22 protein-coding genes and 2 pseudogenes are annotated in these 23683 nt (G+C 62.5%); 9 read left to right on the top strand and 15 right to left on the bottom strand.

Translation table 11 applies throughout. The features are described 5' to 3' along the window. Positions 1 to 40: 40 nt before the first annotated feature. Entirely contained in the window at positions 41 to 508 is a 468-nt protein-coding gene (locus tag EJ078_RS01720; protein ID WP_059187534.1) for an Lrp/AsnC family transcriptional regulator, read from the bottom strand. Positions 509 to 646: 138 nt separating this feature from the next. Between EJ078_RS01720 and hppD the strand changes: the two genes are divergently transcribed. The 3 genes from hppD (at position 647) to EJ078_RS01735 (ending at position 2427) form a co-directional block, all read left to right on the top strand. Continuing rightward, a complete protein-coding gene (gene hppD / locus EJ078_RS01725) occupies positions 647 to 1762 on the top strand; it encodes a 4-hydroxyphenylpyruvate dioxygenase (protein WP_127215371.1) in 1116 nt (371 codons plus the stop codon). Between the two features lie 66 nt (positions 1763 to 1828). Then, positions 1829 to 2056, top strand: coding sequence for a type II toxin-antitoxin system prevent-host-death family antitoxin (locus EJ078_RS01730; RefSeq protein ID WP_095778578.1), 228 nt, complete (start codon positions 1829 to 1831; stop codon positions 2054 to 2056). Continuing rightward, the gene (locus tag EJ078_RS01735; RefSeq protein ID WP_067329839.1) at positions 2053 to 2427 is read left to right on the top strand and encodes a type II toxin-antitoxin system VapC family toxin; all 375 of its coding nucleotides are present in this window, start codon (positions 2053 to 2055) and stop codon (positions 2425 to 2427) included. Before EJ078_RS01730 ends, EJ078_RS01735 begins: the two co-directional genes overlap by 4 nt. Here the strand turns inward: EJ078_RS01735 and EJ078_RS01740 are convergent. From EJ078_RS01740 to hmgA, 3 genes are all read right to left on the bottom strand, one after another. Then, positions 2394 to 2966 carry a DinB family protein gene (locus tag EJ078_RS01740; RefSeq protein ID WP_127215370.1) on the bottom strand — a complete coding sequence of 191 codons (573 nt, stop codon included), beginning with the start codon at positions 2964 to 2966 and terminating at the stop codon, positions 2394 to 2396. The two genes, EJ078_RS01735 and EJ078_RS01740, sit on opposite strands and share 34 nt — an antisense overlap. Positions 2967 to 2970: 4 nt before the next feature. Further along, positions 2971 to 3996, bottom strand: a complete 1026-nt coding sequence (locus EJ078_RS01745) for a fumarylacetoacetate hydrolase family protein (RefSeq protein ID WP_127215369.1) — start codon at positions 3994 to 3996, stop codon at positions 2971 to 2973. 106 nt (positions 3997 to 4102) lie between these two features. Further along, positions 4103 to 5416 carry a homogentisate 1,2-dioxygenase gene (hmgA, locus tag EJ078_RS01750; protein ID WP_127847437.1) on the bottom strand — a complete coding sequence of 438 codons (1314 nt, stop codon included), beginning with the start codon at positions 5414 to 5416 and terminating at the stop codon, positions 4103 to 4105. Positions 5417 to 5551: 135 nt separating this feature from the next. Here hmgA and EJ078_RS01755 point away from each other — a divergent pair. After that, a pseudogene (locus tag EJ078_RS01755) lies at positions 5552 to 5994 on the top strand (MarR family transcriptional regulator). 81 nt (positions 5995 to 6075) lie between these two features. Here the strand turns inward: EJ078_RS01755 and tdh are convergent. The 3 genes from tdh to EJ078_RS01770 are packed head-to-tail and all read right to left on the bottom strand — an operon-like array spanning position 6076 to position 8809. Then, a complete protein-coding gene (gene tdh / locus EJ078_RS01760) occupies positions 6076 to 7110 on the bottom strand; it encodes an L-threonine 3-dehydrogenase (RefSeq protein ID WP_067329829.1) in 1035 nt (344 codons plus the stop codon). A 40-nt stretch (positions 7111 to 7150) separates the two neighbouring features. Next, complete coding sequence (locus tag EJ078_RS01765; RefSeq protein ID WP_127215367.1) at positions 7151 to 7594, bottom strand: SRPBCC family protein; 444 nt, start codon at positions 7592 to 7594, stop codon at positions 7151 to 7153. A 27-nt stretch (positions 7595 to 7621) separates the two neighbouring features. Further along, positions 7622 to 8809 carry a glycine C-acetyltransferase gene (locus tag EJ078_RS01770; protein WP_208721053.1) on the bottom strand — a complete coding sequence of 396 codons (1188 nt, stop codon included), beginning with the start codon at positions 8807 to 8809 and terminating at the stop codon, positions 7622 to 7624. A 300-nt stretch (positions 8810 to 9109) separates the two neighbouring features. Here EJ078_RS01770 and EJ078_RS01775 point away from each other — a divergent pair, with 300 nt between their 5' ends. Further along, positions 9110 to 11179 (top strand): EAL domain-containing protein, encoded by a 2070-nt coding sequence (locus EJ078_RS01775; RefSeq protein WP_127403962.1) that lies wholly within the window; start codon positions 9110 to 9112, stop codon positions 11177 to 11179. Here EJ078_RS01775 and EJ078_RS01780 read toward each other — a convergent pair. Continuing rightward, complete coding sequence (locus EJ078_RS01780; protein WP_095783187.1) at positions 11176 to 11604, bottom strand: MarR family winged helix-turn-helix transcriptional regulator; 429 nt, start codon at positions 11602 to 11604, stop codon at positions 11176 to 11178. The two genes, EJ078_RS01775 and EJ078_RS01780, sit on opposite strands and share 4 nt — an antisense overlap. A 169-nt stretch (positions 11605 to 11773) precedes the next feature. On the opposite strand from EJ078_RS01780, the gene EJ078_RS01785 reads away from it, so the two are divergent. After that, positions 11774 to 12181 (top strand): hypothetical protein, encoded by a 408-nt coding sequence (locus tag EJ078_RS01785; RefSeq protein WP_127215364.1) that lies wholly within the window; start codon positions 11774 to 11776, stop codon positions 12179 to 12181. A 123-nt stretch (positions 12182 to 12304) separates the two neighbouring features. Here the strand turns inward: EJ078_RS01785 and EJ078_RS01790 are convergent, their stop codons facing one another. Together EJ078_RS01790 and EJ078_RS01795 are read right to left on the bottom strand one after the other, a co-directional pair. Then, positions 12305 to 13042 (bottom strand): HD domain-containing protein, encoded by a 738-nt coding sequence (locus EJ078_RS01790; RefSeq protein ID WP_127215363.1) that lies wholly within the window; start codon positions 13040 to 13042, stop codon positions 12305 to 12307. Between the two features lie 104 nt (positions 13043 to 13146). Continuing rightward, positions 13147 to 15192, bottom strand: a complete 2046-nt coding sequence (locus EJ078_RS01795) for an NADH:flavin oxidoreductase (RefSeq protein ID WP_127403961.1) — start codon at positions 15190 to 15192, stop codon at positions 13147 to 13149. Positions 15193 to 15391: 199 nt separating this feature from the next. On the opposite strand from EJ078_RS01795, the gene queF reads away from it, so the two are divergent. Then, on the top strand, positions 15392 to 15853 hold the full coding sequence (gene queF, locus EJ078_RS01800; RefSeq protein WP_067330169.1) for a preQ(1) synthase: 462 nt from the start codon (positions 15392 to 15394) through the stop codon (positions 15851 to 15853). 218 nt (positions 15854 to 16071) lie between these two features. Here the strand turns inward: queF and EJ078_RS01805 are convergent, their stop codons facing one another. The 4 genes from EJ078_RS01805 to EJ078_RS01820 form a co-directional block, all read right to left on the bottom strand. Next, positions 16072 to 16659: a hypothetical protein gene (locus EJ078_RS01805; protein WP_127241729.1), complete on the bottom strand. Its 588-nt coding sequence runs from the start codon at positions 16657 to 16659 to the stop codon at positions 16072 to 16074. Positions 16660 to 16663: 4 nt separating this feature from the next. Further along, on the bottom strand, positions 16664 to 17137 hold the full coding sequence (locus tag EJ078_RS01810) for a DUF3828 domain-containing protein (protein WP_067000473.1): 474 nt from the start codon (positions 17135 to 17137) through the stop codon (positions 16664 to 16666). A 100-nt stretch (positions 17138 to 17237) separates the two neighbouring features. Continuing rightward, positions 17238 to 18887, bottom strand: coding sequence for an ABC transporter substrate-binding protein (locus EJ078_RS01815; protein WP_067329806.1), 1650 nt, complete (start codon positions 18885 to 18887; stop codon positions 17238 to 17240). Between the two features lie 218 nt (positions 18888 to 19105). Beyond that, positions 19106 to 20146, bottom strand: coding sequence for a proline racemase family protein (locus EJ078_RS01820; protein WP_127217213.1), 1041 nt, complete (start codon positions 20144 to 20146; stop codon positions 19106 to 19108). 247 nt (positions 20147 to 20393) lie between these two features. Between EJ078_RS01820 and EJ078_RS01825 the strand changes: the two genes are divergently transcribed. After that, positions 20394 to 21077, top strand: a complete 684-nt coding sequence (locus EJ078_RS01825) for a GntR family transcriptional regulator (RefSeq protein ID WP_127217214.1) — start codon at positions 20394 to 20396, stop codon at positions 21075 to 21077. A 52-nt stretch (positions 21078 to 21129) separates the two neighbouring features. Here the strand turns inward: EJ078_RS01825 and EJ078_RS30785 are convergent. Further along, positions 21130 to 22679, bottom strand: a pseudogene (locus EJ078_RS30785) (trimethylamine methyltransferase family protein). Positions 22680 to 22769: 90 nt separating this feature from the next. Here EJ078_RS30785 and EJ078_RS01835 point away from each other — a divergent pair. After that, positions 22770 to 23672 (top strand): LysR substrate-binding domain-containing protein, encoded by a 903-nt coding sequence (locus EJ078_RS01835; protein ID WP_067000463.1) that lies wholly within the window; start codon positions 22770 to 22772, stop codon positions 23670 to 23672. Positions 23673 to 23683 lie beyond the last annotated feature (11 nt).

Raw genomic sequence — 23683 nt, forward strand, 5'->3', positions numbered from 1 at the left:
GCGTTCCGTCGCCGTCGCATCCAACAAAGATCTCCGCAAACTAAATCGGCAGCGCGCCGGTCTCTTTCAACGTTTCCAGCACGATCGCTGTCTTGACGTGCTGCACCGATTCATGCGGCAGCAGCACGCCGTTGACGAACTCGGAAAGCGATTTGAGATCGGGCGTCACCACCTTCAGGATGTAATCCATCTCGCCGGTCAGCGCGTGCGCTTCCTGCACCTCGGGTAGCCGCGCCACCAGCTCGCCGAAGCGGCGGGCATTGTCGCGGTTGTGGGTGGCCAAGGTCACCGAAATCACATTGACCAGCGAAAAGCCGAGACGGTCGCGGTCGAGCACGGCGCGATAGCCCCTGATATAGCCATCTTCCTCCAGCCGCTGGCGGCGGCGCGAGCATTGCGAGGCCGACAGGTTCACACGCTCCGAAAGGTCGTTGTTGGTGAGCCGCGCATCGCCCTGCAGGAGCGCCAGTATCTTGCGGTCAAATTGATCAAGGCGCGCATCATCCATGATTTTCTCCCCAATCATGCACAATCTACGCACATGATGGGCATTCCAGGCGGTTGAATGCAAGCACCATGCAGCCGTCCAGCGTTATTATGGTGAAAACTGGCCAAGCACGGCCGCACCAGTTTTCGGAGGACTGCCATGGGCCCCTTCCCGCATGACGCCCCGCCCGCCAAGATCAGCAAGGCGAATCCCGCCGGCACCGACGGCTTCGAATTCGTTGAGTTCGCGCATTCAGACCCGGCAAAACTCGCCGAGCTCTTTGCCCGCATGGGCTATGTCGCGGTGGCGAAGCACCGCACCAAGGACATTACCGTCTGGCGCCAGGGCGACATCAACTATGTCGTCAATGCCGAGCCAGGCTCGCATGCGATGAAATTCGTCGAAAAGCACGGCCCCTGCGCCGCCTCGATGGCGTGGCGCGTGGTCGATGCGAAGCATGCCTTCGACCATGCCGTGTCGAAGGGTGCTGTGCCCTATGAGGGCACCGACAAGGCGCTCGACGCGCCTGCAATCGTCGGCATCGGCGGATCGCTCCTCTATTTCATCGAAACCTATGGCGACAAGGGCTCGGCTTACGATGCCGAGTTCGAGTGGTTGGGCGAGCGCAATCCAAAACCCGACGGCGTCGGCTTCTACTATCTCGACCACCTGACCCACAATGTCTATCGCGGCAACATGGACAAGTGGTGGGATTTCTACCGTGACCTGTTCGGCTTCAAGCAGATCCATTTCTTCGACATCGACGGCAGGATCACCGGACTGGTCAGCCGGGCGATCACCTCGCCCTGCGGCAAGATTCGCATTCCGCTCAACGAGTCCAAGGACGAAACCAGCCAGATCGCCGAGTATTTGAAGAAGTACAATGGCGAGGGCATCCAGCACATTGCCGTCGGTACGGACGCGATCTACGATGCCACCGACAAGCTCGCCGCCAACGGGCTGAAGTTCATGCCCGGCCCGCCCGACACCTATTACGAGATGTCGCATGAGCGCGTGCACGGCCATGACGAGCCGATCGAGCGCATGAAGAAGCACGGCATCCTGATCGACGGCGAAGGCGTCGTCGACGGCGGTATGACCAAGATCTTGCTGCAGATCTTCTCGAAGACGGTGATCGGGCCGATCTTCTTCGAATTTATCCAAAGGAAGGGCGACGAAGGTTTTGGCGAAGGGAATTTCCGCGCGCTGTTCGAATCGATCGAGCAGGACCAGATCAAGCGGGGCGTGATCAAGCTGGATGGCAGGGCGGCGTAGCGCCTCCTTAAGCTTGGTTGCGGCCCGACCGATTATGACCTAAATTATGGTCAGAAAGGTCTAGCAATGAACGTTCCGATGGCGAAAGCGAAGGCCCAGCTCTCTGAGTTGGTGAAGCGTGCTCAAGCTGGTGAAGAGATCCATCTGACCCGGCACGGAGAGATCGTGGCGACCTTGAGCGCTCCCGCCCGGCCTGGCGGGAGCAAAGGGTTGTTCGGGGCTTTGAAAGGCCAGATTCGCATTTCGGATGATTTCGATGAACTCGGTCCCGAATGGGACGAGTACATCAAATGAGCCGCAAATATCTGGTCGATACCCATATTCTGCTTTGGGTTCTCAACGCGGATTCACGCCTTTCGGATCACCATCGTGACATCTTCCTTGCCGGCGAAGATGTCATCGTCAGCGCCATTTCCGTGGCAGAAATCGCCATCAAAAAATCGCTCGGCAAGGTCACGTTCGCAGGCAATATATCGGAAATCTTGCGGTCGAACGGTATTCCGATCCTCAGTGTGAACGAACTACACGCAGAACGGCTCGAGCATCTGCCGCTCCACCATCGCGATCCCTTCGACCGCCAGCTCATTGCACAAGCGCAAATTGAAGGCCTTACGTTGATTTCAGCGGACCGTCATTTTTCAGCGTATGATGTCACGCTGGCCTGATCCGCAATCCCCAGCCGCTCGACTTCCGCCTGCCTGAGCTTCAGATCATAATCGAGCAAAAACTCATCCAATTGCGGTGGGGAGACCGAGGTGCCCGACAGCATCGCGTGCACTTGGCCGCGATGGTGGATGTCGTGCAGGAAGACATGGGCGAGGATGTCGCCGATCTTTTCGGGGATCATGCCGTCCTCGCGTCGATCGGTGAGGACGCGGCGGTCGAGATCAAGCTCGGACAGGCTGTCGCAGAAAGCGACAAGTCTTCGGTCGAAGTCGGCCTGCGCTTCCGCCAGGCTTGACGCATCGTCAAACGGTATGAAGTCGTCATAGGCCGCAGCACCGAGGCCGCCACCGGTCAGAAAATCGAGATAGAGACGATCGACCGCAAGGATGTGGTTGAGCGTCTCCTTGATCGAGGGAAAGAAACTGGTTCGACCCGCCTCGAACTCGCCGGGCTGAAGCTCCAGCACGGCGCGGTAGAGCCGGTCGTTCGACCACAAATTGTTGCGCGCCATCCGGCGCAGGTGCTCGAGCAAGGTCACCCTTTCAGGTTCCTTTCTCCCCCTCGTATTTCTCGACCTTCTGCTCGATGGCGCCGAAGATCGAATGGCCGGCCTTGTCCTTCATCTCGATCCGCACCGTGTCGCCGAAGCGCAGGAACGGTGTCTTCGGCTCGCCGCTCTCGATGGTCTCGATCATGCGCAGTTCGGCGATGCAGGAATAGCCGGCGCCGCCTGCCGCGACCGGCTTGCCTGGCCCATCATTCAGCTTATTGGAGACGGTGCCGGAGCCGATGATGGCGCCGGCGGCGAGCGGCCGCGTTTTCGCGGCATGCACAATCAAGGCCGGGAAATCAAAGGTCATATCGATGCCGGCATTGGCACGGCCGAACGGTCTGCCGTTGAGATCGGCGAGCAGCGGCAGGCTGACCTTGCCGCCGTCCCAGGCATCACCAAGCTCGTCCGGCGTCACCGCGACCGGCGAGAAAGCAGAAGACGGCTTCGAGTGGAAGAAGCCGAAGCCTTTTGCCAGTTCCGGCCCTGTGATGGCGCGAAGCGTCACATCGTTGACCAGCATGATGAGGCGGATGGCCTCGCGCGCCTCAACCAGCCCGGCGCCCATCGGCACATCGCCGACGATGACGGCAACTTCCGCCTCCATGTCGATGCCGAAGGCTTCGTCGGCCATGCGGATCGGATCGCGCGGCGCAAGGAAGGAGTCCGAGCCGCCCTGGTAGATCAGCGGATCTGTCCAGAAACTCGCCGGCATCTCGGCGCCGCGCGCCTTCCGCACCAGCTCGACATGGTTCACATAGGCGGAGCCGTCCGCCCATTGATAGGCGCGCGGCAGCGGCGAATGGGCGTCATGCTCGTGAAAGCGGGCCGAGGGCACCGCGTTGGTCTCGAGCGATTCCGCCATCGCCGCCAGATGCGGCGCCAAGCGCTCCCAATTGTCGAGCGCAGCCTGCAGCGTCGGCACCAGGAAAGAGGCGTCGGTGAACCGCGTCAGATCGCGCGAGACCACGACCAGTTTCCCGTCGCGCGTCCCGTTCTTCAAAGTGGCAAGCTTCATGCGGTTTCCTCTCCTCGCGGGCTTTGTGCCGCTCGTCCCACAACAAGGCCGTCGCGAGTGATCGTCAAGCCACCCGCCGATCTTTTCCTGACTCTGACCTCACCAATCAGGACCAGTCGCCTTCCGGCGTGCCGTTGAAGCGCTTCTTCAGGTCGGCCCAGCAGTCGATGTAGTTCGCCTGCAAGGTGTCGAGTTCGGCGGCGTAGCGCGTCAGCATCTGCGGAAAGCGCGTCTCGAACATGAAGGCCATGGTGTTGTCGAGCTTGACCGGTTTCAAGTCGGCGCGGGTGGCCTTCTCAAAGCCGGAGGCGTCGGGCCCGTGCGCCAGCATCTGGTTATGCAGGCTGATGCCGCCCGGGACAAAACCTTCCTCCTTGGCATCGTACTGGCCGTGGATCAGGCCCATGAACTCGCTCATGATGTTGCGGTGGTACCAGGGCGGCCGGAAAGTGTTTTCGGCCACTAGCCAGCGCGGCGGGAAGATGACGAAGTCGACATTGGCCGTACCCTCCTCGCCGCTCGGCGCCGTCAGCACGGTGAAGATCGACGGGTCCGGGTGATCGAAGAGGATCGCGCCGACCGGCGAAAACGTCGCCAGATCATATTTATAGGGCGCGTAGTTACCGTGCCAGGCGACGACGTCGAGCGGCGAATGGCCAAGCTCGGTGACGTGGAAAGTGCCGCACCATTTGACGATCAGCCGACATGGCGTCTCCTTCTCCTGGAACCACGCGCAGGGAGTCTTGAAGTCGCGCGGATTGGCTAGGCAATTGGCGCCGATCGGGCCGCGGTCGGGCATGGTGAATTTTGCCCCGTAGTTCTCGCAGACATAGCCGCGCGCCTCCTTGTCGGCGAGCTCGACCTTGAAGACGAGGCCGCGCGGCAGCACCGCGATCTCGCCGGGGCGAAGCTCGATGACGCCCATCTCGGTGACAAAGCGCAGCGTGCCGACCTGCGGCACGATCATGAGTTCGCCGTCGGCATTGAAGAAATGGTCGTCGACCATCGAGCGGTTGGCGACATAGACATGCGCCGCCATGCCGGACTGGCCGACCGCGTCGCCGGCGGTGGTCATGGTGCGCATGCCGGAGATGAAGTCGGTCGGCTCGGTCGGGATCGGAACAGGGTTCCATCGGTATTGGCCGAGCGCCAGCTCGTGGTCGCCGACGTTGGGCGCCGTCTTCCACATGGGATAGCTCGCGCCCTTGAAGCGGCCGGTGTGTTTCACGCTTGGACGGATGCGGTAAAGCCAGGAGCGCTCGTTGGTGCCGCGCGGCGCGGTGAAGGGCGAGCCCGAAAGCTGCTCGGCATAGAGCCCGTAGGCCGGCCGCTGCGGCGAGTTGCGGCCCTGCGGCAGCGATCCCGGCAGCGTCTCGGTCTCAAAATCATTGCCGAAGCCCGGCATATAGGAAAAGGCCATCCGATCCTCCCTGATCCCGGGCTGCCGCCCTCAGCGTTGAGGAAGGCTTTCCGGTGATGTTGACCAAACTGGTTTCATTTGTAACCATCGAAAATGTAACTATCAACGCCGAACCCCGCATCGATGGTGCGCCAAATGAAACCGGAAATTCTCGAGCTAGAAAACTTCCTGCCCTACCGGCTCTACCGGCTGGCCGACACCGTGAGCCGCGAATTCTCGCGCATCTACAAGGAGCGCCACGGTCTGACGCGGCCGGAATGGCGCACGCTCTCAGGCCTCGGGCAGCGCGGGATGATGACGGCGACGGAACTCGGCGAGCAGTCGGCCATGCACAAGACCAAGGTGTCGCGCGCGGTCGCCGAGCTCGAACGCCGGCGCTGGCTGACAAGAGCGCCGGACGAGAACGACCGCCGCGTCGAGCATCTGACGCTGACCAAGGCGGGGCTCGCCGCTTACCGGGAAATGGTGCCGCTGGCGAAGGCGTTTGAAAGGGAGCTGCTGGCGAGGCTGAGCGAGGAAGAGAGAGCGGCGATTGTCAGGGGGTGGCAGCACTGGAAGAGGCTTTATCTTCTTCGTAGCGATCCTTCACACCCCTCTGTCCGGCAGGCCAAAGAGGGAGCTGTCCCGCAGCATTGCCAGGATGCTGCTTCAACCAAACCCTACCAGTCCATCACCACTTTGCCGGAACTGCCGCTGCGCATCGCATCGAACCCAACCTGGAAATCGTCGATGCCGATGCGATGCGTGATCAGACCCGAGACATCCAGCGGCCCCTGCACCAGGGCGATCATCTTGTACCAGGTCTCGAACATCTCGCGGCCGTAGATGCCTTTGAGATGCAGCATCTTGAAGATGACCTTGTTCCAGTCGATTTCGAAACCGGTCGGCGCGATGCCGAGGATGGCGATCTTGCCGCCATTGTTCATGGTGTCGATCATGTCGCGGAAGGCGGGCGCGGCGCCCGACATCTCCAGCCCGACGTCAAAACCTTCGGTCATGCCGAGTGCCGGCATCACGTCGCGCAGCTTCTCCTTCGAGGCGTCGACGACATGCTGAACGCCAAGCTTGCGCGCCAGATCCAGCCGGACGGGATTGATGTCGGTGATGACCACCTTCCTGGCGCCGACACACTGCGCGACCAGCGCGCCCATGATGCCGATCGGGCCGGCGCCGGTGACCAGCACATCCTCGCCGACCAGGTCGAAGGACAGTGCGGTGTGGACGGCATTGCCTAATGGGTCGAAGATCGCTGCGATCTCGTCCGGCACGTCGTCGGGGATCGGCACGACATTGTGCTGCGGGATCGCTACATACTCGCCAAAGGCGCCGGGCCGGTTGACACCGACGCCGAGCGTATTGCGGCAGAGATGCCCTCGCCCCGCGCGGCAGTTGCGGCAGTGGCCGCAGACGATGTGGCCCTCGCCCGAGACGCGCTGTCCGACCTTGTATTCGGTGACGGCCGCGCCGAAATCCGCGACGGTGCCGACGAATTCATGGCCGGTCACCATCGGCACCGGCACGGTCTTCTGCGCCCACTGGTCCCAATTGTAGATGTGGACGTCGGTGCCGCAGATCGCGGTCTTCCTGACCTTGATCAGCACGTCGTTGGGGCCGATTTCCGGCACCGGCACTTCTTCCATCCAGATGCCCGGCTCGGCCTTGGCCTTCACCAGCGCCTTCATCATGTTGGACATCGAACACTCCCCAGAAAATCTTCCCCGTCCTGACGGATCATCAACCTGCCGCTTCCAGGATGTTCTTCAGCCGCAGCAGATCGCGGTCGGTCGAACGCCGGACAGCCACGGCTATGAGCGGGGTCATGAGACGGGAAAAGCCGGCCGGCGAGCCGCGATTCCGAAGCGTCATATGCGTGCGGCCCTCGCCGGAATCCCGCCATGTGTAACTCGTCTCCATCGGAAAAGGCCCTTCGGCGGTTCGCATTACAAGCCGTTCGCCCTGCACGAATTCGACAATTTCGTAGGTGTAGACAAGCCGTCGCCCGAGGAACTGGGCTACGAAGGCAATTCTCGAGCCCACCCTGGGCGGCCGCGGCGTCTTCCATTCCACCGACTTGATGTTGACGTACCAGCGCGGAACATTGTCCGGAGCGGAAGAAAAGGCGGCGACGTCCGCGCGCGGCCTGGCGATCTCGATACTGCTCGTCACATCGATCGCCATGGCCCACTTCCATTGCCGGCGGTAGCGTCAAGCGATTACACCCAGTTCCTTCCCGACCTCGCCGAACGCCTCGACGGCGCGATCGATATCGGCGCCGGAGTGCGCCGCCGACATCTGGGTGCGAATGCGCGCCTGGCCTTTCGGCACCACCGGGAACGAAAAACCGATGACGTAGATGCCGCGCTTCAGCATGCGGGCCGCCATCTCCTGCGCAAGAGCGGCGTCGCCCAGCATCACCGGGATTATCGGATGATCGGCGCCGGCAAGCGTAAAGCCGAGCTTGCCCATTTGAGACCGAAAGCGTTCCGCATTGGTATATAGGCGGCGGCGCAGCGCATCGCCATTGCGGATCAGCTCGAAGGCTTTCAGCGAGGCGCCGGCGATCGCCGGCATCAGCGTGTTTGAGAAAAGATAGGGCCGCGAGCGCTGGCGCAGCCAGTCGACCACCTGTTTCTTCCCCGCAGTATAGCCGCCGGACGCGCCGCCCAGCGCCTTGCCGAGCGTGCCTGTGATGATGTCCACCCTGCCCTCGACGCCGCAGTGCTCGGCCGAGCCGCGGCCGTTCTTGCCGACGAAGCCAACGGCATGGCTGTCGTCGACCATGACCATGGCGTCGTATTTCTCGGCGAGGTCGCAGACTCCTTGCAGGTTGGCGATGATGCCGTCCATCGAGAACACGCCGTCGGTGGCGATCAGCCGGAAGCGGCGGTCCTTCGCCTCCTTCAGCCGCGCCTCGAGGTCGGCCATGTCGTTGTTGGCGTAGCGGAAGCGCTTGGCCTTGGAGAGCCGCACCCCGTCGATGATCGAGGCGTGGTTCAGCGCGTCCGAGATGACGGCGTCCTCCTCGCCGAGCAGCGTCTCGAACAGGCCGCCATTGGCGTCGAAGCAGGAGCCGTAGAGAATGGTGTCGTCCATGCCAAGGAAGGATGAGATGGTGGCTTCGAGCTCTTTGTGTTCTTCCTGGGTGCCGCAGATGAAGCGCACCGACGCCATGCCGTAGCCGTAGCGGTCGAGCGCCTGCTTCGCCGCATCGCGCAGCTCGGGGCTGTCGGCGAGGCCGAGATAGTTGTTGGCGCAGAAATTCAGCACCTTCTGGCCGGCAACCTCGATCAGGGCCGACTGCGTGGAGGAAATCACCCGCTCGGACTTGTAGAGCCCGGCCGATTTCAGGCCTTCAAGCTCGCTGTAGATGTGGGAGAGAAACGCTGCGCTCATCGTATGGCCCTATTTTGTTTGATGCGGACTGTCGCGCTGCGGACAAGAAAAATCCATCGCAAAAACGACCGCTTCGGTGGCGTTGTGCAAGCCGCGCCGCAGCTCCTTCAGCGCAGCCGGACAAGGATGTGTTCAAATGCGACGATCTGCGAAAGGACATAATAACCATCCTGTCAGCTTTGTCGCGCCGCCGGCTCCGGCACCGTGCCGGTTTGCCGAGCTGTTAACCCTTTCACGTCAAGGGTTCTGGCGCCGCATATTCATGGCAGGAATCCGTCGATCGGGAGGGGTCACTCAGTTATGTCGCAGCAGCCGGTGCACAGCGTTTCGCGCAAGCTGATTCTGCTGATCAAGAGCGGCTACTGGCTGGCCTTGCTGATCATCGCCGCCATGGTGATGGCTTCCTTCATCCTGCTGCAGCAGTTGATGGCGCAGCAGCAGCACAATGACGCACTGCTCAACATCGTCTCCACGCAGAAAGCGCTGTCGCAGCGCATCGTTTTCCTGGCCAGCGCGACCGGTGCCGCCCCGCGCGACAAGCAGCCGGCGCTGGTCACCGCGCTCAAGCAGGCAACGGGCGAGTTCGAGACCAATTACGACCGGCTGCTCAAGGAGACCGGCGCCGATCCGCTATCGCCGTCACGCAACGATCCGCAATCGATCGAATATGTGCTGTTTAGCAAGCCGTTCCATCTCGACTATTTCTCGGTCGGCCTTATCGCCAACGGCGATCGACTGGTTTCATCATTTGCATCCCAGCTTGGCATGCAAAGCGACGGCTATAAGGGCGGCGGCGAGCGCGTCGGCCTCGACGCCTCAGTCGCCAATGCGACTTTGTCCGGCTATGCCGCGCTCGGCCAGCGCATCAGCGCCTTCGCCACCGAGCGGTCGGATGAGATGCTCAGCCTGCACCGCACGCTGTTCTTTGCCACCATCGGCGTCATCGTGCTGGTCGCGCTATTCATCTTCCGGCCGATGTCCAAGGCCATCCTGCGCAAGACGCATGAACTGGTCGACGCCCGCAATTCGATGGCCTTCATCGCCGTGCATGACGGCCTGACCGGCCTGCACAACCGCACCTTCCTCACCGATCATTTCGACACGCTGATCAAGGGCGCGCATCGTCGCCGCGAGCGGCTGGCGGTGATCCAACTCGACCTCGACCGCTTCAAGCAGATCAACGACACGCTGGGGCATGCGGCGGGCGACTATGTGCTTGTCGTCACCGCGCAACGCATGCGCGATTCCTGCCGCGCATCGGATCTTTGCGCCCGTCTCGGCGGCGACGAGTTCGTGATGATCCTCAACGGCGCCGGCAGCACCGAGGACATCCATGCACTAGCCAAGCGCATCATCGCCAACATCAACGAGCCGATCACCTTCCAGGGCACGACCATAATGCCTGGCGCCAGCGCCGGCATCGCCGTCTATCCAGTCGACGCCGACAACGCGCAGGACCTGCTCGTCCATGCCGATCTCGCCCTCTATTCGGCCAAGAAGCTCGGCGGCGGCAGCTTCTCCTTCTTCTCCGAAGAGCTGCGGCTCGAGCTCGACTACCGCAAGCAGCTCGAGCAGGACATCCGCACGGCGATCGCGGAAAAGACCTTCGAGGTCTATTTCCAGCCTCAAGTGTCGCTCACCAGCGGCAAGATCAGCGGTATCGAAGCACTGGTGCGCTGGAAGCACGCCACGCGCGGCATGATCTCGCCCGGCGAATTCATCCCGGTGGCGGAGAAGTGCGGCTTCATGCCGGATATCGGCCGCATCGTCATCAGCAAGGCGATCAACGAAGCCGCCGAATGGGATCGCGCCGGCATCGATTTCGGACGCATCGCCGTCAATGTCTCGGGCACCGAGCTGCGCGAGCCGGATTTCGACAATTTCCTGTTCGGAACGCTGGAGCGAGCCGGGCTTGCGCCGCAGAAGCTGTCGCTGGAAATCGTTGAATCCGTCATCCTCGACGACGAGAAGACCGGCATCGCCGCCAAGCTCAGGCATATCCGCGCGGCGGGCGTCCATCTTGAGCTCGACGATTTCGGCACGGGCTATGCTTCACTCAGCCATGTCAACCCGAACGAGATCGATCGGCTGAAGATTGACCGCCGCTTCGTCCAGAACATCAACGAGAACGGCGACAACACCAAGATCGTGCGCGCCATCACCGAGCTTGCCCGCGGGCTCGGCATCTCGATCGTCGCCGAGGGCGCGGAAACGGAGGCCGAGCTCGACTCGCTGATGGCGATCGGCTGCGACCAGGTGCAGGGCTATTCGATCGCCTTCCCGATGCCGCAGGACAAGGCGCGCGAATGGCTTACCGCGCGCAGCCCGAAGAAGGCGAAGCTCAAGGTGCTGCAGGGCAGCCGGGCCTAACCTCCCACATTCGCCCGAAGCGCCGCCAGCACCTCGGCGAATTCCGCAAGCCGGTCGTCCGGCAGCCCAGCTCTCAGCCTTTTGTCGAAGGCGACGGCCTCGAGGCGCAACTTCTCGAACAGCGCTTCGCCGGTTTCGGTCAGCGCCACCTGATGCACCCTGCGGTTCTGCGGATCGCGGCGGCGCGTCAGCAGCCCTTGCGCCTCCATGGCGTTGAGGTGATGCGTCAGCGTCGCGCCCTGGATGCCGATCATGCCGGCAAGCTCGCGCTGGTTGGCCAGTTCCTTCGACTTGACCGAGAGCAAGGTCACCCAGACCGGCAGCGTTCCGCCGACCTCCACCAAGGCAGCGTCAAAGGCCTGCGCCACCAGTTTGGCGGTGCGCGCGAGATTCATGCCGATGGGCGGGCGATCAAATGGCGTCATGGCTGGACCCTAAAACAAGCAACGGGTTGGCGAAGCTTCGCATGAAGCGTTGACATCTAACTGTTAGATATCTAACTTTGTCTTATTAACGTTGTCGGACCCAGCCGATAGGCAAACCCGACAGGCAAAGCGTCACACCGGTGGCGGGGCGAACGAGAGGAATGCAGTCATGCAATATGTCTACATCGTCGTCATCGGCCTGCATGTTATGGCCGGCGTCTTCTGGGCCGGCACGACCATTGCGGTTGCCCGTGATCCGGAGATCAAGGCGGAGCGCTTTATCCGGCCGCAACTCGGCGCCTCCGGCATGGTCTTCTTGACCGGTCTGCTGCTCTGGTATTTCTTCCACGAAGGCGCTTTCGGCCCGATGGAAATAGTGCTGGCGCTGGGCATTGCGACGGCGCTGATCGCCGCCGGCGTGCAGGGCGCCCTGGTCGCCTCTTCCAGCAGGCGATTGGCCGGTGCCGATGCGGCGACGCAAACGCAGTTGCGCGCGAAAATGACCAAAAGCGAACGCCTCGCCGGCGGGCTGCTGGTCATCACCGTATTGTGCATGGCCACGGCCAGGATGTTCTGACCCCTCAACGGCTCGCGCGGTACCGGTGCAGGCCGGCGGCCGCGCGCGGCGCACCGGACCAACGCGGCAGGTGGCTCTCCTTGCAGGTCCGGTGCGTTTCCGTGGTGCGGCCGTCACCGGGCATCAGATCACCTCAACGGAACCGCCGCGTAGTTTTTCCCGTCGCAGCTTTATATAGGTCCGCATATTCGGCGCGATGCGAAAACCTTCCAGCCTGACGTCCTGAAGCGCTGCCGCCCAGCCAAGCGCTTCATAACGGCCGCCATATGTTTCGATCGTCGCGGCGAGATCCTCGCGGCCCAGTTGCCTGGCCAGGATGGCGCAGGCCGCGACCCGCGTTTCGATCGAGCGGCCATATTTGGGTGCGAATGCCAAGCCGCCGTCGGCGAGGTCGTCGACCTCGTGCGCAAGCTGCAGGAACAGGATGTCCTCATCGCCGGCCGGCACGCCCTCCTGCAGAAGGCGCTCGGGGTCGCCGGTGTCGAATTTCATGGCGCCGACGCGGGCGACGAGGCCTTCAGCCCTCGGCCCGATCCGCGCCTCCAGCCATTTCCGGTGCGCCTCGCTGCGCCTGCTGGACCTGCCGTCCGGATACTGGCCGCTGTCATAGGCAGCGTGGAACATCGCCGCGAGGACGAAGTCGAGATCCCGTTCGAAATGCGCCACCGACGAGGCGGCGCCTATCGCATGGCAGATGAAGGGCCGTCCCGACTTTCGATAGCGGCCGTTGAACATCGCGCACGCCACGCGATAGGCCTTCTGCACGCGTAGAAGATCGCCCAACGAGTGCCCGGACTCGTGCAATTGGATATAGAGCGCCGTATTGGTCTGGCGCGGAACGAACAGATCTTTTCCGGTCAAGCAAGCCCCCGACTATGCGACCCGGGTTGCAGCCCTCCGAATCCGCGCCCGAAAATTGCAAATAAGATCTGTCAGGTCTAGCCTACCCATTGGAGGACCGAGGTTCAGATCCGGATGCCGAACCTGATGCCGTCATAGATGGCGGCGTGGATGTTGCGCGAGGCGACTGCGTCGCCGATGCGGAACAGAACAAAGCCGCCTTCCGGATTGCGTGGCGGAAAAATGTCGCCGCCGCTTACCAGCCGCTCGTAGTCGACCGCGCCGCCATTCTTCGACAGCGGCTTCAGCGCGAGGTAGAGATCGTCGAGCGGCGCGGTGCCATGCTCGACGACCACCTGGTCGACGCGCCGCTCGCCGCGCCAGCCATCGGCGAAGTCCGACGCCAACTCGGCGATGAGCTGGTTACCCTCGCGTCGCACCGAGCGCAGACGGGTGTTGATGGTGACGGTGACGCCTTTCTCATGGAAAGCGCGCATATAGGGCACGTGGTTCAGGCCGCCCATTTCCGGCGCGAAGAAGCGCTCCGGTGAGACCAGTTCGAGCTTCGAGCCGCTGTTGGCAATCAATTCCGCCGCGCCCATGCCCTGATGGCCGCCATTGTCGTCATAGAGCAGCACGTTCTCGGCCGGCTTGACACTGCCGGCCATAATGTCCCAGCTCGAGGTGACGAGATTGTCGCCCGCTGCCAGCGGCGGGTTCTGCGGCAGGCCGCCGGTGGCGACAATCACCACATCCGGCGCCAGTGCCAGGACATCGTCCTTTTCGGCCCATGTGTCGTAGCGGATCTCGACGCCGAGGCGATCGAGCTCGGCAAGCCGCCAGTCGATGATGCCGATCAGTTCCTTGCGGCGGGGATTTTGCGTCGCGAGCCGCACCTGGCCGCCGGCCTGGCTGGACGCTTCGAGGACCACCACCTGATGGCCCCGTTCGGCGGCGACACGCGCGGCTTCCAGACCGCCCGCCCCGGCTCCGACGACCACCACCCGCCTCTTCGGCCCTTCGCTTTTCGCGATGACATGCGGGATCGTCGCTTCGCGGCCGGTGGCGGCGTTGTGGACGCAGAGCGCCTCACCGCCTTCATAGATGCGATCGAGGCAGTAGGTGGCGCCGACGCAAGGCCGGATCTCGTGCTCGCGCCCTTCCATCACTTTCCTGATGATATGCGGATCGGCGATATGGGCGCGCGTCATGCCGACCATGTCGAGCTTGCCGGAGGCGATCGCATGACGCGCGGTCGCGACATCGGAGATCCGCGCCGCGTGGAAAGTCGGGAATTTCGTCGCCGCCCTCACCTCGCCGGCGAAATCGAGATGCGGCGACGAGCGCATGCCGGTCACCGGGATGACCTTGGTCAGCGCCGCGTCGGTCTCGATCGAGCCGCGGATGATGTTGAGGAAATCGACCTTGCCGGAGCCAGCCAGACGTTTCGCGATCTCGACGCCCTCCTCCTTCGACAGGCCTTTTTCGAAATCCTCGTCGGCGACCATGCGGATGCCGACGACGAATTTCTCGCCGACCGCGGCGCGAACCGCATCCAGCACCATGTTGGTGAAGCGCAGCCGGTTGTCGAGCGAGCCGCCGAAATCATCGTCGCGATGGTTGGTGGCGGGCGACCAGAAGCCGTCCATCAGATGGCCGTAGGATTCGAATTCGATGCCGTCGAGGCCGGCCGCCTGGCAGCGCTGGGCGGCGGAAGCATAATCGGCAACGATGCGCTCGATGTCCCAGTCCTCGATGGTCTTGGGAAAGGCGCGATGCGCCGGCTCGCGCACCGGCGAGGCGGAAAGCACCGGCAGCCAGTCGGCCTTGTTCCAGCCGGTGCGGCGACCGAGATGGGTGATCTGGATCATGACCTTGCAGTCATGCTCATGACAGGCATCCGCAAGTTCGGCGAGCCACGGCACGATGGCGTCGTCATAGACATGCAGGTTGCCGAAGGCGGCCGGGCTGTCGCGTGACACGATGGCAGAGCCCGCTGTCATCGTCAGCGCCATGCCGCCCTTGGCCTTCTCGGCGTGGTAGAGCCGGTAGCGCTCCTTCGGCATGCCGTCCTCGGAATAAGCCGGCTCATGGCTGGTCGACATCACCCGGTTCTTCAGCGTCAGGTGCTTGAGCGGATAAGGTTGGAGAAGCGGGTCGTTGCTGGTCATCGTCTTCCTGCCGTATCAAATTGCGCGGGCGCTGCTCCCGCTTCCATTTCACGCATCGGATTCATCCGAAAACCGCTGCGCGGCTTTCGCTCCAATGCTAATGAGCCGCCAAACACGCCGGGTCCGTTCGATCGCGGCGCACTTTCAACTGATTGCACCTGCCGCCCTTGCAATCATCGGCGGCAGCGAGGAGCCATCGATGACCGACGCCAAAAACCTGACCCAGCTCGGCAAACACGTCGAGACGCCGCAGAGTCCCGAACAGGCAGTCCTGGAAACCGTGCCGTTCGAGCGAGGCGACGGCCCGCCCGCGATCGTGCGCTTCACCTGCCCGGAATTCACCTCGCTCTGCCCGGTCACCGGCCAGCCCGACTTCGCCCACATCGTCATCGACTACGCGCCCGACAAGACGCTGGTGGAATCGAAGTCGCTGAAGCTGTTCATGACCTCGTTCCGCAACCATGGCGCCTTTCACGAGGAATGCACCGTCATGATCGGCCGCCGCATCGTCGAAGCGACCAAGCCGCTCTGGCTGCGCGTCGGCGGCTACTGGTTCCCGCGGGGCGGCATCCCCATCGACGTCTTCTGGCAGACCGGCGCGCCGCCCGAAGGCGCCTGGCTGCCCGACACCGGGGTCGCGCCATATCGCGGGCGCGGGTGAAATTTGTTGCGAAAGGCTGGCGGGACAGCGCCCCCCTCTGTCCTGCCGGACATCTCCCCCACTTGGAGGGAGATCGGACATCACCCCGGCTTTCGCCAATCTCCATCGTGGCAAAGTAGGCGGGTCGCCGAAGCTGCCAATCTTCCCCCTTGTGGGGGAGATGGCCGGCAGGCCAGAGGGGGGCGCGAAGGATCGCCGGCGCCGAAGTTCAATCATATTCATTCGCACTGGTACTGGCTGAGCGCCCATTCGCCGGTGACCGACAGGAGGTCGGAGATCTTCCAGTCGCCGCCGACCTTCTTCAGCTTCCATTCGAGACGGTGCTGGTGGCCTTCGACGACGAAGACGACCACCACCTTGGCCTCGTCACCATTGATCGCTTCGATGGTGCGCAGGCTCTTGTCGATGGCGAGCTTGTCGTAATCGGCATTGTCGAGCGCCATGTTGGGATCGAGGCACTCGCCCTGACCCGAGGCGCGCAGCGCGTCGGCTTTGTCGAGTACGCTCTTCGCCGGATCGCTGAAGTTCTTGCGCTGGCTGGGGTCCAATTCCAGCCCGAGATGCTCGTAGAAGGGCTTCACCACCGCCGTCGGCGATCCGGGCAGGACGGGCGCAGCTGGCGCCGGTTCGGCCAGCTTGCTTTCAGGCGTTGTGGCCGGCGCCGACTTCTCGATCGCCGGCGCATTGTCGCCAGAGGACGCGTTCGGCGGCGGCGAGCCGAACAGTCCTTGCCCGTAGGCGCCGCCGTTCAGCCCCGCGGTCAGCATCGACAAGCTCGACAGCGCGAGGACCAGACGCCGAAGCACGGCGTCACTCCGTCGAGGAGCCGCATTCCAGCGCGCTGAGCGTCCAGTCGCTGGTTTTGGAAGTGATGTCGGCGATCTTCCACTTGCCGTCCACTTTCTTCAGCGACCACACCATTTCGCGTTTGGAGTCATCGCCTTCCGGGAAAAGATTGAAGCTTGCCGTCACCTCGGCGGTGTCGCCATTGACGGCCTCGGCAAGCTTCAGCGTCTTCGACACGGTCTTCTGGTCGAAATCCTGGGCGTCGAGGCCTGGGTCGAAGTCGATGCAGGATACCTCGTCGGGCTTCTCCTTGCGGGCCTTGTCGTTGGCTTCGAAGAGCTTGGTGACCGGCTCGGTGAAGCGGTCGCGGTATTTCGCGTCCGCCTCGAACTTCACTTCAGGCACATAGAAGAACTTCACGGCGTTGGAAGCCGGCCCGGCGAGTGCCGCGGCAGGCAAGGCGATCGAGATGGCAACTGCCAGCATCATCGGTCTCATGCAGGATCTCCGGATGGTCGGCGGCGTGGTGGCACGATCACCACCACGCATCCTGCATATCGGCTTTTTCACGGCGCATGAAGTCCTTGCGCTGCGCGCCTTAAGCTTCCAGCCAGACGTTCTGGAAGTCCATTTGATAGGTCTGGTGCATGGCGTAGTTCTTCACCTTCTTGTTCATGTGGCAGTAGAGCTTCTGCCAGAACGGCTGGATGATGACGCCGGAGTCCTGCAGGATCTGCTCGACGTCCTTCATCACCTCCTTGCGCTTGGCGACGTCGATCTGCGACAGCGCCTCCTTGAGCTTGGCGTCGAAATCCGGGTTCGAGAACGCGGTCTCGTTCCAGGCCTCGCCGGTACGGTAGCCCAGCGCCAGCACCTGCACGCCGAGCGGGCGCATGTACCAGATGGTCATGGAATAAGGATATTTCGTCCAGTCGTTCCAGAAGGTCGAACCGGGCAGCACCGTGCGCTTCACCTTGATCCCGGCATCGCGCAACTGGCCGGCGATCGCGTCGCCGGTGTTCTTCTGCCATTCGTCCTCGACCGTGATCAGCTCGTGCTCGAAGTCGGCCTGCCCGGCGTCGGCCATCAGCTTCTTGGCGCCCGCCGCGTCCCGTTCCTTCTTCGGCAGCGGGTAATATTCCGGATGGATCGGGCTGACATGGTGGTTCTCGCCGACCGTGCCGCGGCCGGCGTAGCCGAGCTGCATGACCTGGTTGTTGTCGACCGCCATCTGCAGCGCATTGCGCACCCGTTTGTCATCGTAAGGCTTGTGGGTGATGTTGGTGCGCGCAACGAGCGTGGTCGCCGTCGCGACTTCCGATTTCACCAGCTCCATCTTGTCTAGGGGGTCGATGAAGTCGGCCGGCGTCTCGAAATCGAGATCGATCTCGCCGGAATCGAAGGCATTCAGCGTGGCGTTGAAGTCGGTGCCGTAGTCGATGAACTCGACCCCGTCGAGCGGCGCTTCGCCGCCCCACCACTTGCCGTTCTCGCGGCGCTTGACCACGGCTTTCTGGCCCACATCGTAAGACACCAGCTCGAAAGCGCCGGTGCCGATCGGCTTCTTGATCGGATCGGCGCCATCCTTGTCGAAGTTGCGATGCACGACCAGCGCCGGATAGTCGGTGAAGCCCGGGATGATCGCGATATCGGCTTCGGACAGCTTCAGCTTGACCGTATGGTCATCGACCTTGGTGATCGCGCCATCCCTTGCCTTGCCGGTCTTGGCGTCGACCAGCGCGCCGACGCGGGCGGCCATGGAATTGCCGGAAGCCCCCTTCTCGCACCAGCGATTGAGGTTGAAGACGACGTCATCGGCGTTGAAGGCATCGCCGTTGTTCCAGGTGACGCCTTTGCGCAGATGCAGCGTGTATTCGGTGGCGTCGTCGTTGACGTCCCAGCTTTCGAGCAGCACCGGCTCGAAGGTGAACTGGTGCGTGTAGCGCACGAGCGGCTCCAGCCAGGTGCGGGTGACGTTCGCCATCTCCGTCCAGTCATAGGTGCGCGGGTCCTTCTGCGCCTTGACCGACATCGCGACATGCAGCGTTCCGCCTTTCTTCGGCTCTTGCGCCAGGGCTTTTGTCGGCGCGGCAAGGCCAATCATGCCATAGGCGAACGCCGTCGACGCGCCGAAGGCGCTTGCCAGCGCCAGGAATTCGCGCCGGTCCACGCGGCCCGCGCGCGCTTCTTTAGCCATCGCCTCGATGGCGGCAGGAACGCGATCACCGTTGCTTTTGAAGATTGTCATTTTTTCCTCCCATGTTGCGAAACATTGGCCATCCTGGTGCACTTTTTTTCAGCTGTAGATGGCGCCTGCAGCGTGAGCGTGCGTCCAGACGCTGCCTTGCCTGAGATAGTGAGAACTCGCTCCATCCTGCGGCATTTCGAATATCGTATACGAGCCTTGTTGAGCGTCAAGCTTCTTGGGGCATGAGCTGGAGAAAGATGCCGGGCGAAGAACCACCTTCACACCTTCGCACGCTTCATCGGCCAGGTGTCCGCCACGCGATAGCCCGCCGGCCAAGGATCTTCAGGATCCAGCATGTGCTGATGGATGCCGGTGATCCAACCGCGACCGCTGATCTGGGGGCGTATTGCGGGCATACCGACAACCTGCGTGGTGCCGAGAATCTTGCCGTGAAATTCTGACCCGATGATGGACACACCGGTGAAGCAATCCTCGGCTGTCATTTGACCCTTCGCGTGCAAGAGCGCCATGCGGGCCGACACCGCCGTTCCGGTCGGCGATCGGTCGAGCTTGCCAGGTTTTATCGAAACGACCGATTTTGCGCGGAGGCGGTTGCCATCCTGGGTGATGGCGCCGGCAAAAAGACAGAACGAATGGTGGCGCCAATCGGGACGCTCAGGGTGGGAGAACGCCATTTGTCGATTGGCCGCATCGGTGATGCGCACCCCAAGTTCGGCGAGATCACGAGCCTCGTCGGTTTCAAGCGCTAACCCTAGGGCAGGTGCGTCCACGACGACGAAACTGTCGCCTCCATAGGCCGTGTCGACCGTGATGGTACCGAGGCCATCGACCTCAAGCGGCACACCGACCCTGTTGGCGAATGATGGTACGTTTTCGACCGTGATGCGCTGGGCTTTTCCTCCGGCACAGTCGGCCCGCACGCGTACCAGACCGCCCGGCGCCTCGAGCACCATTTCGGTTACCGGCTCCTGCATGGGGATGATCCCGGTGTCCAGAATTACCGTCGACACGCAGATCGAATTGGAGCCGGACATCGGGGGCGTATCTTCCGGTTCCATTATGATCCAAGCCATCTGCGCATCGGGATGCTTCGGAGGGACCAGAAGGTTGACGTGCCGGAAGACGCCGCCGCGCGGTTCGTTAAGAACGAAGTTACGAAGTCGGTTGTCTTCTGCGATCCATTTGCGCTGGTCCCAGACAGTGGCTCCCGGCGGAGGAGACACCCCGCCAACGATGACATCCCCGACTTCGCCCTCCGCGTGGCAGGAAACAACATGGATGACTTTCGTGCTTCGCATTCGGGAGTCCCCAGAGCCGCGGCTTCCAATTGGATATCGTATACGATCTTCGGCTCTCGTCAAGGCTCGATTGAGGGGAAATGCGCCAGTCGCTGCTGATCGGCCGGGCTCAAAAGAACCCACGCCGGACGGCATCTCAGGCCATGCAGACACTCGGGTTGAGCAGAATCGCGAGCGTATTTGATCGCGAACATCGTCTACGATATCTATGTTTGCAGATCTGACGCTCCGTGCGGAGACTCTACACGTGCCATTTGCATTTGCCGACATTCCCGATTTGGGTGCCGCCCCCACCGCTTCCGACGTGGTTTTGAAGTTCATCCGCGGAGCAATCATATCCGGGTCGCTTGATGAGGGCGAACCGATCAGGCAAGACGACGTCGCCCGCATGTTCAACATCAGCAAGATTCCGGTGCGCGAAGCTTTGAAGCGGCTCGAGGCAGAGGGATTCGTGGCATTTCAGCGAAACAAGGGCGCAATTGTCGCCAGCATGTCGGAACCGGAGATCGTGCAGATTTTCGAGGTCCGAGCGATGCTGGAATCGAACGCAATTCGGCTTTCCCTCCCCCACATGAACGAGAAGACCTTCGATAAGGCGCAAGCAAGTTGCGACTCCTTTGCGAAGGAAACCGACGTCGGCCGCTGGGTGGAACTAAATTGGGAGTTCCATTCCAGTCTTTATCTAGACGCCGGGCGACCATATCTCCTCCGCATGATCCGGTCGGTTAACGATCGCATCGAACGCTATCTGCGAGTTCAGCTGACGATTTCCGGCGGTCATGAGCTTGCGGATCGAGAACATCGCGAAATCCTGGCCGCCTGCCGCGCTGGCGAGACCGAACAGGCCGCAAAGTTGGTCTACGATCATATTATGAACGCCTGTCAATCGCTTCAGAAACACCTTGCGATCGGCAAGGTGCGCGCTGGCTGAGCCACTGGCTTGCTGTCAGTCACGATTGCCGACGGCCTTTGCCCATATTTTGTCAACTAACGGTATCAGGCAGCTTTTCCTCGCGCCGCGCGATCAAATCCTTGAGACCTTCGGCGATGCCGTCGTCGAGCTTCGGCTCCTGGTAGTCGGCGAGCATGTTGCGCGCCCTTTCGCGGCCGCGCGTGTCGTGATCCTTCGCGCCCTCGGCTGTCCATTGTTCGAAGGAATTGAAGTCCATGATGCTCGGCATGAAGAAGGCGCGCTCGAAATGCTCGAGCGTGTGCTGCGTGCCGAGAAAATGCCCTTGCGGACCGACCTCGCGGACCGCCGCCATGGCCTCCTTGAAATCGTCGAAGGGAACGCCGCCGGCATATTTGTACCAACCGACGAGCTGTTCGCAGTCGGTGGCGAATTTCGAATAGCCGCAGGTAAGGCCGGCTTCAAGCCAGCCGGCGGAGTGCCAGATGTAATTGGCGCCGGCGAGGATCGCGGCATGCATAAGCATGTTCGCCTCGTAGCCGGCCTGGGCGTCGTTGAGCTTGGAGCCGACGTGGAAGCCCGAGGTGCGCCACGGCAGTTTGTATTTCCGCGCCAGCGCACCCATCAGATACATCATCTGCGCGGCCTCCGGCGTGCCCCCATCGGGGCGCCGGTCTTCATGTCGACGGTCACCATGAACTGGCCATAGATCTGCGGCGAGCCGGGACGGATGAGCTGGGTGAAGGCCACACCGGCGAGCGCCTCGGCATTCACCTGCGCGACCGCGCCGACGGCGGAGGCCGAGGTCGAGGCGCCGCAGAGCGCAAACGGTGCCAGGATCAGCGGCTGGTTGTGGCGGGCATAGACCCGCATGGCGTCGAGCATGGTGGCGTCCCACACCAGCGGCGAATTGCAATTGGTGATCGCCACCAGCACCGGATTGTCGCGCACGAACTCCTCGCCGAACACGATCGCAGCCATCGCCATCGTGTCTTCGGCCCGCTCCTTCGACGTCACGATGCCCATGAACGGCTTGTCGGAGTGCTTGAGCGCCGAATGAATGATGTGGAGGTGCCGCTTCGGCACCGGGATCTCCATCGGCTCGCAGATGATCGAGCTCGACGAATGCAGCGTCGGCGCCATGTAGGCGAGCTTGTGGAAATTGTTGAGGTCGTTAAGCGTGCCGTAACGCCGCTTGTTGTCGAGGTCGCGCACATAAGGCGCGCCATACATCGGCACGAAGATCGAGTTCTTGCCGCCGACGCGAACCGTTCGCTCGGGGTTGCGCGCATTGAGCGTGAATTCCGGCGGGACCTTCGAGACGAGCTCCATCAGCAGCGCGCGATCGATGCGGACGCGTGTGTCCTTGACGTCGGCACCCGCCGCCTTCCAAAGCGCGATCGCTTCGTCGTCGCGGAACTCGCAGCCAACCTCCTCGAGGATTTTGAGCGACTCCTCGTGGATCAGCTCCACCGCCTCGTCGGGCACGATCTCATAGGCTGGAATCTGGCGAACGAGCGTCGGGAAAGACGCGACCGGCGCGCTTCTCAGCGCCTTGCGCCCAAGGCGGCCGCCGCCGCGACGGTGGGTCGGCTCAGTCAATTCAGCGGCCAGTGCGTTCATGTTGTCTCCTTCATCCCGCCCGACCAAGTTAGCGACACGAAATATGGATGTGACGCTGGAAAATCCTGATCTCTTGTATAAGCTGCGCTTATGCGAAGCCTGCGCCACCTCCTGCCCTCGGCCGGCAGCCTCGTCGTCTTCGAGGCGGCAGGCCGGCTGTCGAGCTTCACCGCGGCCGGGCGCGAGCTCGGCATGACCCAGGCGGCCGTCTCCTATGCGGTGCGCGGACTGGAGGAACAGCTCGGCGCCAAGCTGTTTCAGCGCCGCCACCGCCAGGTGCTCCTGACCGAGGCCGGCGAGCGCTTCCACGCGGACGTCTCGCTGGGGCTGTCGCATATCCGCAAATCTGCCGAGGACCTTCGCCTGCAGGCGACCGGCGGCCATGTCACCCTTGCGGCCTCGACCGCCTTCGGCTCGTTCTGGATGATGCCGCGCCTGCAGCAGTTCCGCGACCAACTGCCGGGCATCGATCTGCGCATCCAGACCGCCGACCGCGACCTCGACATCATTGCGGAGGGTATTCCGCTCGGCGTGCGCGGCGGTGTGCCGCGCGACTGGCCGGACTATCACTCGCTGTCGCTGTCCGACGAAGAGATCTTCCCCGTCGCGGGACCGAGCTATCTCGCCAAATTCGGCATGCCGAAGACGGTCGAGGAACTGGCCACGCACCGGCTGATCCATCTCGAGGAGCCCTATCGCGAGGCGCCGAACTGGGACGAATGGTTCGCGTCGGCCGGAACCAGCCTGCGCAATGCCGAGCGCGGCCTGCGCATCAACGACTATGCCCTGGTGATCCAGGCGGTGATGGAAGGGCAAGGCATCTCGCTTGGCTGGCGGCATCTGGTCGAGCGGCTGGTGGCATCAGGGCTGCTGGTGCCGGTGACCGACCATGTGATGAGGACCGGCATCGGCTTCCACGTCATCTGGCCGAAGAACCGCGAGCTCAGCGACAACGCGCGCAAGGTCAGGGACTGGCTGGTGGCGCAGGCATGAAGTAGCCCCTC

Origin of the sequence: Mesorhizobium sp. M1A.F.Ca.IN.022.06.1.1, assembly GCF_003952605.1 — a bacterium.
Classification (GTDB): domain Bacteria; phylum Pseudomonadota; class Alphaproteobacteria; order Rhizobiales; family Rhizobiaceae; genus Mesorhizobium.

Coding starts and splice junctions, on each gene's coding strand:
- EJ078_RS01720 (WP_059187534.1), bottom strand. CDS start 508: ATGGATGATGCGCGCCTTGATCAATTTGACCGCAAGATACTGGCGCTC.
- hppD (WP_127215371.1), top strand. CDS start 647: ATGGGCCCCTTCCCGCATGACGCCCCGCCCGCCAAGATCAGCAAGGCG.
- EJ078_RS01730 (WP_095778578.1), top strand. CDS start 1,829: ATGAACGTTCCGATGGCGAAAGCGAAGGCCCAGCTCTCTGAGTTGGTG.
- EJ078_RS01735 (WP_067329839.1), top strand. CDS start 2,053: ATGAGCCGCAAATATCTGGTCGATACCCATATTCTGCTTTGGGTTCTC.
- EJ078_RS01745 (WP_127215369.1), bottom strand. CDS start 3,996: ATGAAGCTTGCCACTTTGAAGAACGGGACGCGCGACGGGAAACTGGTC.
- hmgA (WP_127847437.1), bottom strand. CDS start 5,416: ATGGCCTTTTCCTATATGCCGGGCTTCGGCAATGATTTTGAGACCGAG.
- tdh (WP_067329829.1), bottom strand. CDS start 7,110: ATGTCCAACATGATGAAGGCGCTGGTGAAGGCCAAGGCCGAGCCGGGC.
- EJ078_RS01765 (WP_127215367.1), bottom strand. CDS start 7,594: ATGGCGATCGATGTGACGAGCAGTATCGAGATCGCCAGGCCGCGCGCG.
- EJ078_RS01770 (WP_208721053.1), bottom strand. CDS start 8,809: ATGAGCGCAGCGTTTCTCTCCCACATCTACAGCGAGCTTGAAGGCCTG.
- EJ078_RS01775 (WP_127403962.1), top strand. CDS start 9,110: ATGTCGCAGCAGCCGGTGCACAGCGTTTCGCGCAAGCTGATTCTGCTG.
- EJ078_RS01780 (WP_095783187.1), bottom strand. CDS start 11,604: ATGACGCCATTTGATCGCCCGCCCATCGGCATGAATCTCGCGCGCACC.
- EJ078_RS01785 (WP_127215364.1), top strand. CDS start 11,774: ATGCAATATGTCTACATCGTCGTCATCGGCCTGCATGTTATGGCCGGC.
- EJ078_RS01795 (WP_127403961.1), bottom strand. CDS start 15,192: ATGACCAGCAACGACCCGCTTCTCCAACCTTATCCGCTCAAGCACCTG.
- queF (WP_067330169.1), top strand. CDS start 15,392: ATGACCGACGCCAAAAACCTGACCCAGCTCGGCAAACACGTCGAGACG.
- EJ078_RS01810 (WP_067000473.1), bottom strand. CDS start 17,137: ATGAGACCGATGATGCTGGCAGTTGCCATCTCGATCGCCTTGCCTGCC.
- EJ078_RS01815 (WP_067329806.1), bottom strand. CDS start 18,887: ATGACAATCTTCAAAAGCAACGGTGATCGCGTTCCTGCCGCCATCGAG.
- EJ078_RS01820 (WP_127217213.1), bottom strand. CDS start 20,146: ATGCGAAGCACGAAAGTCATCCATGTTGTTTCCTGCCACGCGGAGGGC.
- EJ078_RS01835 (WP_067000463.1), top strand. CDS start 22,770: ATGCGAAGCCTGCGCCACCTCCTGCCCTCGGCCGGCAGCCTCGTCGTC.